The 13,164-nt window shown below is 61.6% G+C and carries 14 protein-coding genes; 5 read left to right on the forward strand and 9 right to left on the reverse strand.

The window, feature by feature from the left end; translation table 11 throughout:
• Positions 1-8: 8 nt before the first annotated feature.
• Positions 9-428, reverse strand: a complete 420-nt coding sequence (locus tag K5Q02_RS05850) for a PA0061/PA0062 family lipoprotein (protein ID WP_225837307.1) — start codon at positions 426-428, stop codon at positions 9-11.
• Between the two features lie 90 nt (positions 429-518).
• On the opposite strand from K5Q02_RS05850, the gene K5Q02_RS05855 reads away from it, so the two are divergent.
• Both K5Q02_RS05855 and K5Q02_RS05860 read left to right on the forward strand, forming a co-directional pair.
• On the forward strand, positions 519-1,610 hold the full coding sequence (locus K5Q02_RS05855) for an aminopeptidase (protein WP_225837309.1): 1,092 nt from the start codon (positions 519-521) through the stop codon (positions 1,608-1,610).
• Positions 1,611-1,633: 23 nt separating this feature from the next.
• Positions 1,634-1,888: a DUF1161 domain-containing protein gene (locus tag K5Q02_RS05860; protein ID WP_225837310.1), complete on the forward strand. Its 255-nt coding sequence runs from the start codon at positions 1,634-1,636 to the stop codon at positions 1,886-1,888.
• A gap of 3 nt (positions 1,889-1,891) precedes the next feature.
• Here K5Q02_RS05860 and K5Q02_RS05865 read toward each other — a convergent pair whose 3' ends face one another.
• Both K5Q02_RS05865 and K5Q02_RS05870 read right to left on the reverse strand, forming a co-directional pair.
• Entirely contained in the window at positions 1,892-2,539 is a 648-nt protein-coding gene (locus tag K5Q02_RS05865) for an HAD family hydrolase (RefSeq protein ID WP_225837312.1), read from the reverse strand.
• Between the two features lie 64 nt (positions 2,540-2,603).
• The gene (locus K5Q02_RS05870; RefSeq protein ID WP_225837313.1) at positions 2,604-3,569 is read right to left on the reverse strand and encodes a hypothetical protein; all 966 of its coding nucleotides are present in this window, start codon (positions 3,567-3,569) and stop codon (positions 2,604-2,606) included.
• 412 nt (positions 3,570-3,981) lie between these two features.
• Between K5Q02_RS05870 and K5Q02_RS05875 the strand changes: the two genes are divergently transcribed.
• The 3 genes from K5Q02_RS05875 to K5Q02_RS05885 are packed head-to-tail and all read left to right on the forward strand — an operon-like array spanning position 3,982 to position 8,527.
• Positions 3,982-5,148 (forward strand): efflux RND transporter periplasmic adaptor subunit, encoded by a 1,167-nt coding sequence (locus K5Q02_RS05875; RefSeq protein ID WP_225837315.1) that lies wholly within the window; start codon positions 3,982-3,984, stop codon positions 5,146-5,148.
• Entirely contained in the window at positions 5,142-7,100 is a 1,959-nt protein-coding gene (locus K5Q02_RS05880; protein ID WP_225837317.1) for a MacB family efflux pump subunit, read from the forward strand. The genes K5Q02_RS05875 and K5Q02_RS05880 overlap by 7 nt, the downstream gene beginning before the upstream one ends.
• Before the next feature lie 11 nt (positions 7,101-7,111).
• Complete coding sequence (locus K5Q02_RS05885) at positions 7,112-8,527, forward strand: efflux transporter outer membrane subunit (RefSeq protein ID WP_225837319.1); 1,416 nt, start codon at positions 7,112-7,114, stop codon at positions 8,525-8,527.
• A 12-nt stretch (positions 8,528-8,539) separates the two neighbouring features.
• Here K5Q02_RS05885 and K5Q02_RS05890 read toward each other — a convergent pair whose 3' ends face one another.
• The 6 genes from K5Q02_RS05890 to K5Q02_RS05915 all read right to left on the reverse strand — a co-directional run bounded on the left by K5Q02_RS05890 (position 8,540) and on the right by K5Q02_RS05915 (position 13,056).
• Positions 8,540-8,782: a hypothetical protein gene (locus tag K5Q02_RS05890; RefSeq protein ID WP_225837321.1), complete on the reverse strand. Its 243-nt coding sequence runs from the start codon at positions 8,780-8,782 to the stop codon at positions 8,540-8,542.
• A 22-nt stretch (positions 8,783-8,804) separates the two neighbouring features.
• On the reverse strand, positions 8,805-9,356 hold the full coding sequence (locus K5Q02_RS05895) for a hypothetical protein (protein ID WP_225837323.1): 552 nt from the start codon (positions 9,354-9,356) through the stop codon (positions 8,805-8,807).
• A gap of 119 nt (positions 9,357-9,475) precedes the next feature.
• Positions 9,476-9,892, reverse strand: coding sequence for an immunity protein YezG family protein (locus K5Q02_RS05900; protein WP_225837325.1), 417 nt, complete (start codon positions 9,890-9,892; stop codon positions 9,476-9,478).
• 283 nt (positions 9,893-10,175) lie between these two features.
• Positions 10,176-10,928, reverse strand: a complete 753-nt coding sequence (locus K5Q02_RS05905; protein ID WP_225837327.1) for a PoNe immunity protein domain-containing protein — start codon at positions 10,926-10,928, stop codon at positions 10,176-10,178.
• 12 nt (positions 10,929-10,940) lie between these two features.
• Positions 10,941-11,996 (reverse strand): hypothetical protein, encoded by a 1,056-nt coding sequence (locus K5Q02_RS05910; protein WP_225837329.1) that lies wholly within the window; start codon positions 11,994-11,996, stop codon positions 10,941-10,943.
• A gap of 304 nt (positions 11,997-12,300) precedes the next feature.
• Positions 12,301-13,056, reverse strand: a complete 756-nt coding sequence (locus K5Q02_RS05915; protein ID WP_179539610.1) for a PoNi-like cognate immunity protein — start codon at positions 13,054-13,056, stop codon at positions 12,301-12,303.
• Positions 13,057-13,164 lie beyond the last annotated feature (108 nt).

Here is a 13,164-nt window from a genome sequence, read left to right on the forward strand (position 1 = left end):
AAATCCCGTTAGAAACTCCCACAGCGCAGATTCTTGCCGCGCGCCAGCACGTTGCGCTCGGCGTCATAGAGAATTGCCTGGCCACGCATCACTATCGAGCGTGCTTCGACGCGGTAGCGCTGACCGGCCTTGAAGTCGTCGTAGCGAATGCGGATATCGCACGTCAGTTCCTGCGGCTCGGACATTATCGATCCGCCTCCTCCGCTACTGACCTCAAAGCGGAAACGCATGTCCAGTTCGTGTGCTCCCGGCGTGACCTGAAAGTAGCGCCCGTCATCGACGCGCTGACGATCCAGGCGTTCGGCCATCAGCAAATCGATGCCTTCGCTTTTGAGGTCGATCCATGCCATATCTGGATTGGCTGCCGGCAGGGGCGAGGCGCAGGCTCCGAGCAACAACAAACTAGCAAGCAGAACAGGCTGGCGCATCGTGGTGTCTCCCGTGGGCGCGAAATGAAGATGCTGCAGTATCGCGCAAAGCCGCCGCGACTTCGCGGTAGGATGAGGTGCTTATCTGCCATGACGACCGCCATGCTCGCACATTGCACCTCCTATCTTGTCGACCTGCCGCGCCGTGTGGCGGTTCCCCTGTTCGCGCTGTTGCTGGCAGGCTGCAGCACGGTCGATTACTACGGCCAGCTGGCCCGCGGGCAACTGCAGTTGCTGCACGCGCGGCAACCGGTGCAGGCGCTGATCGACGATCCATCGACCAAGCCGCAACTGCGCCAGCGCCTGGCGCTGTCCCAGGAGGCGCGCAGCTTCGCCAGCGAGCATCTGGGCCTGCCGGACAATCGCAGCTATCGCCTGTATGCCGATCTACAACGGCCGTTCGTGGTGTGGAACCTGTTCGCCACCCCGGAGTTTTCCCTGCAGCCGCAACTGCACTGCTTTCCAATCGCCGGCTGCGTGGCTTACCGCGGTTTTTATGAGCAGAACCGTGCTCGCGGCGCGGCGGCACTGCTCGATGCACAGGGGCTCGACACTTATTTGGGCGGGGTGGAGGCCTATTCGACCCTGGGTTGGTTCGATGATCCGATCCTCAACACCATGCTGCGCTGGAGCGACGAACGTCTGGTCGCGGTGATTTTCCACGAACTGGCGCACCAGCAGTATTACCTGGCCGGCGACACCGCTTTCAACGAGTCCTATGCCACCTTCGTCGAGAGGGAGGGGTTGCGCCAGTGGCGTGCTGCACGGGGCTTGCCGGCTGCGCAGGCGTTGCCGGTTCAGCCGCGCGAGCAGTTCAGCGAACTGGTGCTGGCCAGTCGCGCGCGCCTGGAAGCCCTCTACGCCAGCGGCCTCGATGCCGACGCGATGCGTGCTGGCAAGCAAGCCGAATTCGACCGTCTGCGCGACGAGTACCGGCAGCTGCAGGCCACGCAATGGAAAGGCGTCGGCTATTACGATGGCTGGATCAACGGGCCGCTGAACAACGCCAAGTTGCTGCCCTTCGGTCTTTACGATCGCTGGGTGGAGGCCTTTGCCGGCCTGTTCCGCGAGGCGCAGGGCGACTGGCCGACGTTCTATCGCCGGGTGGCAGAGCTGGGTGCTTTGTCTGATGAGCAACGGCTTATACAACTGCAAGCGCTAGATGCTGTCCGAGAGAAGTGAACAACACGCAGAGGAAGGTCGTGATGAAAGGATGGACGGCAGTGATGCTGGTGCTTGGCCTGTTGGGCAGCAATGCCTGGGCCGCGCCCAAGTCGTGCGAGGAGCTCAGGCAGGAGATCGAAGTGAAGATCCAGGCTGCGGGCGTTGCCAGCTATACGCTGGAGATCGTCACGAACGAAGAGGTCGAGGACGACAGCATGGTGATCGGCACGTGCGACAACGGCACTCGCAAGGTGATCTATCAGCGCAATGACCTCACCGGTTCGAGGATGATGTAGCCCTCAGCCAGCGAAGGCCTGGTGCAACTGCGCCAGCGTCTGGAAGTGATGGGCCGGCCGTTCGCCGCTCAACTCTTCCAGGCTGCCGAAGCCATAACCTACCGCCACGGCATCGAGGCCGTTGCTGTGAGCGCCGATCAGGTCGTGCTTGCGGTCGCCGATCATCAGCGTATCGGCAGGATCGAGGCCTTCCTGCTCAAGCAGGTGGGCGATCAGTTCCACCTTGTTGGTACGTGTGCCATCCAGCTCACTGCCATAGATCGTCTTGAAGTAGCGACCGAAATCGAAGTGGCGGGCGATCTCCGTGGCGAACACTGTGGGTTTGCTGGTGGCGATATACAGCGTGCGCCCTTGCTCGCGCAGCAGTTGCAGTAGCTCGACCACGCCGTCGAACACCTGATTTTCGTACAGCCCGACGTCGCGAAACCGCACCCGGTAGTGGTTCACCGCATCCCAGGCGCGTGCCTCGCTGAGGCTGTAGGTGTGCATGAAGCACTGCAGCAGCGGCGGGCCGATGAAGTGCTCCAGGGCCTGCAGATCGGGCTCATGGATATCCAGCTGCGCCAGGGCGTACTGCACCGAACGGGTGATGCCCTCGCGCGGGTCGGTCAGGGTGCCGTCGAGGTCGAAGAGAACGGTGCGCTGCTGCATGCTGTGGATATCCGCTGGCCTGAATCGGCGCGGATTGTCCCGCACTGCAAGCCGCTCAAGCAACTCAGGCCGGCGCCGGGCGATAGACCCAGCGCAGGCTCAGGCGCGTCAGTGGCCAGAGCAGCGCCATTAGCAGGAGCCCGAACAGCACTACCAGCGCCATGGCCATGAACTCCGAACCGGAATACAAAACCACCAGCAGCACGACGCAAAGCACGGTCGCCACGACCAACCAGATACCCATGCACACCAGCACGCTTGCCAGCAGACGACCGACAGCCAGCTGCGGCAACTGCGGCGGTAGCGCCCCGCGGGCGGCGAGCAGGGCGATCAGCCCGTACATGAGCCCGGAAGCACTGCCGACAGCCTGCAGCCACTCCATGCCGTAGGGATTGATGACGCCGATCGGCAGCAGCGTGAGCAGTTTCATATAGATCACGCAGAACAGCAGACCGAAGGCCAGCGCAGTCTCGCCACGGCCGACCCGACCGAGCCCGCTTTCAACCTGGGCCGTGCGCCGCATCAGGTGCAGGCTGAGCCACAGCGGCAGTAGCACCGCCAACACGAACAAAAGGAGGTTCACCGGCTGCACGAGCAGTCTGGGAGATATCCCAAAGTCGCTTTCGTAGATCCATGTAATCAACTGAATCCACAGCAGTCTGAAGAACAGACTAACCAGAGTGAAGGCAACAAAGTAGAAGCCTACGAAGAGCGCAATAAGCCGCCCGGGGCGGGTGACGGTCACCAGGTTGTGACGCTGCAGGTAGTAGCGGGTCAGCAGCAGCGCACTGCAGCCATCGACCGCCAGCGCAGTGAGCCAGGAGGTCGCAAGCGGCCACAGATCGTTCAGATAGGCTTGCAGGTATTCGGGCCCCAAGGTCAGCCACATGATGATCCAGTGGATCGTCAGGCCCGCTGCGCAGCAGAGCATCGCCGTGAGCAACAGGCGCATGGGCAGCCCCGACGACTGCCTGGCTTCGCCCGACAGGCCGGATTCAACCTGGGTAATGGCGTAAGGGTTGCTGTGCATGGGGATTCCTTTCGCGGCACGTCTTTGAGGGCCAGCAGGATATACCGGCGCAGTGTGCGTTGCTGTGATCGCTCTACGGTTCTCCAGCCATGAGATATTCGCACTAGCCTGGGCTTGTATTTCCCTGATCCGAAACCTCCCACTGTCGGTGCTGTTACAGTTGTGAAACATTTTGTTTCATTTGTTCGGGCTGAAGGCGCCGGGTTTTCATGGGCTCATCCGTCTTGGGTGGTAAGAGCCGGATATTTTCCCGCTCTCCATGAGTTGCAAGGCGCCTGCACAGGCGCATTGCGTCTTTCACCTTGCACCTCACCCTGGCGTGTCGCGCTGCCTTCGTTTGCCTGAGTGCGAGCGCAGGTTCGGCTGACGTCGGGGATGGTTATTGGATGCTCAGGCAGAGGTCGGGCCCGTCATGACGTTTTCCCCTTTCCCCATTCGCCGGCGCTGGCTGCTCGCCGCGGTCGCGCTCGTGCCGGTCATCGCTTTGGCCTGGTTCAACGGCGAGCCGACGCCAGCCTATGAAACCGCTGTGGTTGGCCGTGGCGATGTGGAAGCTACGGTGGTCGCCATCGGCACCCTGCAGCCACGCTACTCGGTGGATGTCGGCGCCCAGGTTTCCGGGCAGATCATGCGCTTGCATGTGGAACCCGGTGATCAGGTGGAAAAGGGCCAGTTGCTCGCCGAAATCGACGCCAGCCTGCATGAGGCCACCGTGGAGGCCGACCGCGCGGCTCTGCAGGGTTTGCGCGCGCAACTGGAAGAACAGCAGGCGCAGTTGCTGCTGGCGCGTCAGCAGCACGAGCGGCAAACCCACCTGGCCAGGCTCGACGCCACCCGCGAAGAGGACGTGCAGGCCGCCGCCGCGGGCTACAAATCGGCCAGGGCGCGGCTCGACAACCTGCGCGCGAAGATCGCCGAAAGCCAGGCACTGCTCAAACGCAACGAGGCACAACTGAGCTACACACGCATCTACGCACCCATCGCCGGCTCGGTGCTGGGCGTCGACGTGAAAGAAGGGCAGACCCTCAACGCCACCTATCAGACGCCCACGGTCATGCGTATCGCCGATCTGCGCAGCATGACCGGCTGGACGCGCGTCTCAGAGGCCGATATCCGCCGGGTCAAGGCAGGCCTGCCGCTGTACTTCACTACCCTCGGCGGTGACGAGCGGCGTTGGCGCAGTACGGTACGCCAGGTATTGCCCGCGCCACCGGTGACCACCACCGGGCAGGGTGAGGCGAGCAGTAGTGCCGCCGAACCGGAAAAGGTGGTGCAGTACACCGTGCTGTTCGAAGTGGATAACAACGACGGCGAGCTGATGCCGCAGATGACCGCCCAGGTGGTGTTCGTCACCGCCTCGGCGAAGGGTGTGCTGACCGCTCCGCTGGATGCCTTGCAGGGCAAACCGGGTAATTATCAGGTGCGTGTTCTTGCCGGGAACCAGGCGCAACAGCGTGCAGTGAAAGTCGGTGCGCGAGATCGCCAGGTGGCGGAAATCCTCGAGGGTCTGCAGGAAGGCGAGCGCCTGGTGACGGGCGATGCGCCGGCCGATTCGGGCATGTCGAGGTTCCAGTGGTAGCTCCAACAACAGCAGCGCTGATCGAACTGCAGGGCATCAGGCGCACCTACGGGGGTGAGAACGGCGCGCCAGCCGTCGATGTGCTGCGTGGCATCAGCCTGTCGATCCAGGCGGGTGAGTTCGTCGCCATCGTCGGCACGTCCGGCTCCGGCAAATCGACGCTGATGAACATGCTCGGCTGCCTGGATCGCCCCAGTGCCGGTACTTACCGCTTCGCCGGCGAGGACGTGGCGGCCTTTGATGTCGATCAACTGGCCTGGCTGCGGCGCGAGGCGTTCGGCTTCGTGTTCCAGGGCTATCACCTGATCGCCACCGAGTCAGCGCGGGAGAACGTCGAAGTGCCGGCCATCTACGCCGGCATGCCCGCCGAGCAGCGCCGTGAGCGGGCATCTGCGCTATTGCGTCGGCTGGGGCTGGACGAGCGCCTGGAGCACCGGCCAGGCCAATTGTCCGGCGGCCAGCAGCAACGCGTATCGATTGCCCGGGCGCTGATGAATGGCGGGCGCATCATCCTTGCCGACGAACCCACCGGCGCGCTGGACAGCCGCAGCGGCGAGGAGGTGATGGCGCTGCTGCACGAGCTGGCAGACGCCGGGCACACCATCATTCTGATCACCCACGACCGTGACGTCGCTGCACAGGCGCGGCGGGTGATCGAGATCCGCGATGGGGAAATCATCAGCGACAGCGGCGCCACGCTACCGAGCAACGCGCTGCCTGCCCCGGACATGCGCCAGGCCGGGCGCGACAGCGGCGCCTCCTTCTTCAGCGAGCTGGGCGAGATGATGCGTGGCGCCTGGCGCGTGTTGTTGATCCACCGTTTCCGTACCGCGCTGACCTTGCTGGGCATCGTCATTGGCGTGGCCTCGGTGATCGTCATGCTTGCCGTCGGTGAAGGTGCCCGGCAGAAAGTGGTCGCCGAAATGGGCGTGATGGGCGCCAACATGATGTACGTGTCCAGCGACGTGCCGCGTACCGGCGGCCCAATCGGGGTGCTCACCGAGAGCGATTTCGAGGCGATTGGCAAGCTGCGCGAGGTGGCCCGGGTGATGCCGGTGCTGCGTGATCCGGCACTGATCCGCCACGGCCAGCAGGCGCTGCAGACCGAAGTGCTCGGCGTCGGCGAGAACCTGCCGCACATTCACCGCTGGCCGGTGGCGCGCGGGCGCTTCTTCAGCGCCGCGGAGAACCGCGAGATCGCGCCCGTGGCGGTGCTTGGTCATGAGGTCTACACCAGCGTGTTCCCGGATGGCAGCGATCCGCTCGGCACGATCATCCTGATCAACAGTTCACCCTTCGAGGTCATCGGGGTGATGAGCGAGAAGGGCAGTGAAGCGGGTGGCAACTACCCCGACGAGCAGGTGCTGGTGCCGCACAGCACGGGTGTGGTGCGGGTGTTTCCCAAGCTGCGTGACGAGAGCTACGGGGCCATCGAAGTGAAGCGCAGCGACCTGGTCGCCCAAGCCCAGGCCGCGCTCGAAGAGCTGATGCTGCAGCGCCATGGTCGTCAGGATTTTCGCGTCTACAACTCCGCCGCCAAGCTGCAGGCCGAGGCCAAGACGCGGCAGAGCATGACCCTGATGCTTGGCCTGATCGCCGCCGTATCTCTGCTGGTCGGCGGTATCGGCGTGATGAACGTGATGCTCATGACGGTACGCGAGCGCACCCGCGAGATCGGCATTCGCATGGCCACCGGCGCCCGGCAGCGCGACATCCTGCGCCAGTTTCTCACCGAGTCGGTGCTGGTGACGCTGGTCGGTGGCAGTGTCGGGGTGGTCACCGGGTTGCTGTTCGGTGCGCTGCTGATCGCCTGGAACGTGCCGCTGGTGTTCTCGCTGTCGGCCATGCTGCTGGCATTCGCCTGCTCGGTAGGTACCGGCCTGGTGTTCGGCTACCTGCCCGCCAAGACCGCGGCGCAGCTCGACCCGGTCGTCGCGTTGGCCGTGCAATGACAGGATTATCGATGACGCCTTATCTGGTCTCCGGCCTGCTGGCCGCGCTGCTACTGGGCGGTTGTACCCAGACAGCCGATGCGCCGGCAGACCTGCCCACCGCTCCCGAACACTGGCGTAACGCCGCTGCCGAACCTGCCCCGGCGCCTCGTGAGCAGTGGTGGCGGGCCTTTGCCAGCAGCGAGCTCGACGCCTTCATGACGCAGGCCCTGCGCGACAATCAGAGTCTGGCCGCCGCCGTGGCGCGCCTGCGCCAGGCCGATGCAACCGCACGCCGCGCGGGTGCCGAACTGTCGCCGCGCCTTGATGGCAATCTTGCCGCCGAGCGCCAGGCACGCCTGGGCGGTAACGCGGATGTCGATGGCAATGCCTACCGCGGCAATGTCGCCGCCAGTTATGAAGTCGACCTTTGGGGGCGCCTGCGCGCCAGTCGCGACAGTGCCGCTTTTGCGCGCGATGCCAGCCAGTTCGACCGCGATGCCCTGCAGGTCTCCCTGAGCGCCGCAGTGGCATCGGCCTGGCTGGACGCTGTTGGCTTGCAGGAGCGCCAGCGCATCGCTCGCCTCAATCTGGAAAACGCCGAGCGCGTGCTGGGTACGGTCGAGGCGCGGCAGAGCGCCGGTGCGGCCACGTCGCTGGCGCTGGCCCAGCAACGTGGCGTGGTGGCCCTGCAGCGGCGTGAGCTGGCAGCCGTCACCCAGCAACGTGAGGACAGCCTGGCAACCCTGGCCGTATTGCTCGGTGCGCGCGTGGATCAGTTGCCGGCCAGCCAGGCGCGTTTGTTCGAACTGCCCATGCCCGATATCGGCGCAGGCATCCCCAGCGAGCTGCTGTTGGCGCGCCCGGATCTGGCCCGTGCCGAAGCCAACCTGGCGGCTGCGAATGCCAATCTGCAGGCCGCTCGCGCCGCTCTCCTGCCGCGCCTCAGCCTTAGCGCCACGCTCGGCGGCAGTGCCGACAGCGCCTCACGGGTATTCGCCAATCCGCTGTACTCCCTCGGCAGTGCGCTGACCGCGCCGATCTTCGACGGTGGCAGCCTGCGCGCCGACCGTGATCTGGCCATGGCGCAGCGTGAGGAGCTGCTGGCCGATTATCGCGGTGCGCTGATCACCGCCTTCGCCGAGGTCGAGGTGGCGCTCAATGGGTTGAGCGGCAGCGCTGCGCAGCAGCAGGCCCAGGACGAGGTACTGCGGCAGGCCGAGCGTGCCTTCCGCCTGGCCGAGTCCCGCTACCGTGCCGGCGCCGAAACCCTGCTCACGCTGCTCGATACGCAGCGCAGCCTCTACAGCGCGGAAGATGAAGCGGCACGACTGCGCATGCTGCACCTGCAGGCAAGCGTCAATCTGGCACGGGCGCTGGGCGGCGGCTGGCGTGAGGAGCCTGCCGGGTCGTCAAGGGCCGCGCCAAGCCACGATGGTGAGCAATGAAAGACGTGTCGATCAGGGTGATCGCCACTGCCACGGGTTCGCTCCAGCCAAGTCCTGGCGATCACCGAACTCGCTATCTTCGACCCATGCCAGTGCGCGCTCTAGAAAGTCTGCAAGACTGCTGTTGGCCCAGTCACTTTCTCTGCTTGCTTGCTCCATTTCAATGGCGGCGCGCCGGTCTGCCAGCAGAGCCCTGACAAACACCAGAAAACTGCTCTGGTCATGTACCGCTTGTAAATGGGCGTACAGATTCATAGACGGCATGCACCGCTCAAGTCTATTCGCCGTACCGATTCCTGAGCCACGCATCGATGGCATGCTGAATGTCGGGGCATGCCCGGTTGGCCTCTTCGACGATGCTGGCACCCGTTGCCGGACAGGTCAGGCCGAACTCGACGTGCAGCCAGGCCCGCAGATTTTCTGCCGAGCCTGGATCATCGGGTGGCTGGTTCAGGTCGGCGAAGCCCAGCTCGTCGTAGCCGATGCCGAACAGGAGCAGGAAGTCCTGGAAGTTCTTCGCCAGCACTCGATTGTCACAAGCTTCCGAATCCAGATGAACCACCGGTGCCTGCCGCGCGTCGGTGCCGCCGAGCAGCCAGAAGGCGATCATCGAACCATCCGGGCCGGCGCCGAAGCAGGCGAAGTGGGCAGCCATGGCTGCGTCGCCATCGAACCAGGCGAGCAGGCCACCGTAGTCGTCGGGCCTGAGGCGCATGCAGCCGCTGATGGGGTAATCGGTTTCATCCAGATAGTCGCAGATTCGGCGCAGCGCATCGGGGAGCTCGACGCCTGCGGGAACGCTGGCCTGGATACGCTGAAAGCGAGTCATGTCAGCAATTACTATCCATTAATGGGATTTATCGGAGGCTTCCTGCACCAGTAAGACGACTGTGCGAGTCACGTCATGAAGTCCGTTTTGGTTTGTGACCACTTTATGTCGCTTCAACCCTAGAGCTTCGGCTGCTGTGGAACAAGATCCTGCAGCTCCGGTCGTGGGTAGGTACGGAATTCGTCAGCCCATTTGTCCGGAGATGGAATTATCTCGAACGCAGGTAGTTCGTCGTAGATGAAATCGAATTTGAAGTTGCCGTCAGGGGTAAGTGTGAACGTAGCGGTGTACCAGGCATGCCCGTTTTCATGGAGGGCTGCCATTTTGGTACGTAGCTCGCGAAACGCATCGCTTACTTCATCTTCCGCGACGAACGACACTGTTTTTACGTCATTGAGCAGATAGTGGCCGGTCTCCGAAAAAAAACGGGTAATGGCCTGGAACGAATAGGTAGCGTCTGTCCAACCGTCCTCTGGCAGCACTTCGTACACACCTTGTGCGATGGTTTGCTGCAGCTGTTGAATTTCGGGTGTCATTTCATTGACCTGTAGGGTTTATGATCGTGTGCTTGGACGTAGTGCCGCCGAGCGAAGTACCGGCCACCACGTGGGAACCGGCATCGCCCTGAACGCCCTTGTGCAGGTCGCCGACTCGATACACCGGCACGCCTTGGGCTTTCACGTCCGGTGAGGACTTGGTCTTATTGTCGATACTGGCGAAGTTGCGACCTGTGCCTGATTAGCAGCCTGACCGATACGAATCACTGATTCACATCCCATATCGGTGCAGGCGATTGCGGGTGAAGCGATGCTATAGAAATCAGGTGTTGTGAACTAAGTCAGCCGGATAGTGCGCATGCGTTCTGAAAGACGAATCGTCTATTCTAAATAGCTTCACTACCAGTGCTGCTTCAAAGCACCAATAACCAACGTAGCCGGTGTCTTCGCCTTTATGGTTGTCGTACCACGCGGCAAGGTTCTTGTTGCCTTTGTACCAGCCGTCGAGGAATTTCTTGACCAGATTGGATTGCTCTTGCGAAGGCGCATCCAGTGCTTGCATCAACAGCGCATATTGCTTGGGGAACACCAATTCGTTGGATACGGCACGCTGGTGAGCGCCGAGTTTCACAGCGATACGATCCAGTAGCGCGTCCTGGCCTGCGTTGTTGATCAGCGCGATTACGCGCTCAAGGTGTGCTTCGTCCATATCGAGACAGACGGCCAGAGAGAGCCACCAGAAGAAATCCAGATAGTTGTCGAAACTCAGTCGCTCATATTGGAAACGGTTCTTTTGCTCGTCCGATGGCAATGCATCGCACAATAACTTCAGTTGCTCACGGACAGCCAACAGGCTTTTGAGGTCATCGCGAAAACCGGTAAGGCTATCCCCTCTTGAGTAGCGCATTATGATGCGATCAAGAATTTTCTTGGCAAGGTCATATGCCGCCTGAACCCTGCCATATGGCGCCAAGGAGTTGGACTCTAGTTCGTCGCGTATTTGTTGGATTACATCTTGATCGTAATCAATCCATTCATCGAAATACGCCGTCGTTTTCACGTTGTCACGAGTCATCAATTATTTCCTTTAAAAATTCGGAACTTTCCCAGCATTGCCTCTGATTACGTTACCTGCACTGTCAACCAGCTTGGCGTTTACCTTGCCATCCTCGCCAACACGAAGTACCCACTTTTGAACATCTCCGCGGCGCATGGACGCGCGAATGGCATCAGCCTGCCTTTTACCAACTTGTGCATCCAATCGGTTTCTTACCCAGGCATCATCTATCTGATTTGTGCCATCGGCCAATCTCTTGTTGAGCTGCGATGAGCCGTACTTCGCCTCGGTGATGATGTACTCGGGAGGCGGGTTTGAATTCTTGTAGACACCATCAATGCCGTTCTGCCCGGGCTTGTAATTGCCGTCCGTTTTACCCAGAGGCTCGTATCCTTTACCTACCATGGCCTCATGTGCCGCCTTCTCGCCTGTTGCCGCCTTGACGTGCACCCCAGGGCCCGAACTCTTGCCTACATATGCGGCTTTCTCGGCGTCGGCCGCCTCATCCAGAACTCGCACTCCACGTGCTGCCTTGCCCGCTCTACTCGCCCCCTTCACCACCACGCTGCCGGGTATGAACATCGACAGTACAGAGCCACCGGTCTGTGCATCGCTGGTCAGCTCGAACAAATCCCCGGCGTAGCCCGCGTTCATCATCTTGCTGGCCTGGCTGGCCAGTTCGTTGGCCTTGGTCAGGTCGCCGGCCTGGTGGGCGGCAAGGGCGGCCTTTTCCATGGCCTGGGCGCGCAGCGCGATTGGGGGGATGCCCGCCGCCGAGCTGTATTTGCTGGCCATCACGCCGAGGTTCCAGAGATCGGTAGGCAGGTTGCCGATGCCCTTGAGTATGCCAACGCCGGTATCCAGCGGGTCGTCAGTGCTGGCCTCGGCGATGCGTTTGGTGCTGCTCCAGGCGCCGGAACCGAAGTCTTTGGTCTTCTCCCACCGCGAGCGCTCGTGGGCTTCTGCGTCGAGCAGCGCCTGCAGTTCCGAGTTGGCCTCCTCGGCGGTTTTTTCGGCTGGGTATCTGCGCCGCGCTGGGTGGTGACGACCTTGCCCAATGCACCACCGACACCTGCGCCATTGCAACTGACCAGGCAGGTGGTGCTGTCCTAGCGCACCACGGGACTACCGTTGACCTTGACGTCGTTCTGGCCGCTGAGGAACTTGACGTAGCCGCTGCCGAGCGAGGTGCCGGCTACCACGTGGGAACCGGCATCGCCCTAGACGCCCTTGTGCAGGTAGCCGACGTTTGACGTCGAGCGAAGACTAGGTCTGATTGCCGATGGTGGCGAAGCAGACCTGTGCCTGATTAGGAGCCTGACCGATACGAATCACTGATTCACATCCCATATCGGTGCAGGCGATTGCGGGTGAAGCGATGCTATAGAAATCAGGTGTTGTGAACTAAGTCAGCCGGATAGTGCGCATGCGTTCTGAAAGACGAATCGTCTATTCCAAATAGCTTCACCACCAGTGCGGCTTCGAAACACCAATAACCAACGTAGCCGGTGTCTTCGCCCTTATGGTTGTCGTACCACGCTGCAAGGTTCTTGTTGCCTTTGTACCAGCCGTCGAGGAATTTCTTGACCAGATTGGATTGCTCTTGCGAAGGCGCATCCAGTGCTTGCAGCAACAGCGCATATTGCTTGGGGAACACCAATTCGTTGGATACGGCACGCTGATGAGCGCCGAGTTTCACGGCGATACGATCCAGTAGCGCGTCCTGGCCTGCGTTGTTGATCAGCGCGATTACGCGCTCAAGGTGTGCTTCGTCCATACCGAGACAGACGGCCAGAGAGAGCCACCAGAAGAAATCCAGGTAGTTGTCGAAACTCAGTCGCTCATATTGGATGCGTTTTTTTTGCTCGTCCTTAGGCAGGGCGTCGCACAGCGCTTTGAGTTGCTCACGCTCAGCGAGCAGTCTGACTACATGGCCGCTAAAATCGGCAACCCGGTCGCCACGCGAATAGCTCATGACGATGACTTCAAGCGCCTTATTGCAGAGATCCGCAGCGGCGGTCACCTTGCCGTAGGGCAGCGGTATGCCTCCAGAGTCGAGACGGTTCTGCTTCTGTTGCATTCTCTCCAGGTCATACGAAATCCATTTGTCGAAGAACTCTTTGCTCTTTAGCGTATCGCGCGGCATTGATCTGCCCCTCTGTCTCAAAATCCCGGAACCTTTTCGGCGTTACCCCTGACCACATTGCCAGAACTGTCGATAAGTCTTGGCCTATCGAGGCGCTTCATGACCCAG

The organism is Pseudomonas sp. MM211 (assembly GCF_020386635.1).
Taxonomy (GTDB): Bacteria; Pseudomonadota; Gammaproteobacteria; order Pseudomonadales; family Pseudomonadaceae; genus Aquipseudomonas.

What these genes read in the sequence shown, in the direction of transcription:
- K5Q02_RS05850 (WP_225837307.1), bottom strand. Translation starts at nt 428, where the DNA reads ATGCGCCAGCCTGTTCTGCTTGCTAGTTTGTTGTTGCTCGGAGCCTGC.
- K5Q02_RS05855 (WP_225837309.1), top strand. Translation starts at nt 519, where the DNA reads ATGACGACCGCCATGCTCGCACATTGCACCTCCTATCTTGTCGACCTG.
- K5Q02_RS05860 (WP_225837310.1), top strand. Translation starts at nt 1,634, where the DNA reads ATGAAAGGATGGACGGCAGTGATGCTGGTGCTTGGCCTGTTGGGCAGC.
- K5Q02_RS05865 (WP_225837312.1), bottom strand. Translation starts at nt 2,539, where the DNA reads ATGCAGCAGCGCACCGTTCTCTTCGACCTCGACGGCACCCTGACCGAC.
- K5Q02_RS05870 (WP_225837313.1), bottom strand. Translation starts at nt 3,569, where the DNA reads ATGCACAGCAACCCTTACGCCATTACCCAGGTTGAATCCGGCCTGTCG.
- K5Q02_RS05875 (WP_225837315.1), top strand. Translation starts at nt 3,982, where the DNA reads ATGACGTTTTCCCCTTTCCCCATTCGCCGGCGCTGGCTGCTCGCCGCG.
- K5Q02_RS05885 (WP_225837319.1), top strand. Translation starts at nt 7,112, where the DNA reads ATGACGCCTTATCTGGTCTCCGGCCTGCTGGCCGCGCTGCTACTGGGC.
- K5Q02_RS05890 (WP_225837321.1), bottom strand. Translation starts at nt 8,782, where the DNA reads ATGAATCTGTACGCCCATTTACAAGCGGTACATGACCAGAGCAGTTTT.
- K5Q02_RS05895 (WP_225837323.1), bottom strand. Translation starts at nt 9,356, where the DNA reads ATGACTCGCTTTCAGCGTATCCAGGCCAGCGTTCCCGCAGGCGTCGAG.
- K5Q02_RS05900 (WP_225837325.1), bottom strand. Translation starts at nt 9,892, where the DNA reads ATGACACCCGAAATTCAACAGCTGCAGCAAACCATCGCACAAGGTGTG.
- K5Q02_RS05905 (WP_225837327.1), bottom strand. Translation starts at nt 10,928, where the DNA reads ATGACTCGTGACAACGTGAAAACGACGGCGTATTTCGATGAATGGATT.
- K5Q02_RS05915 (WP_179539610.1), bottom strand. Translation starts at nt 13,056, where the DNA reads ATGCCGCGCGATACGCTAAAGAGCAAAGAGTTCTTCGACAAATGGATT.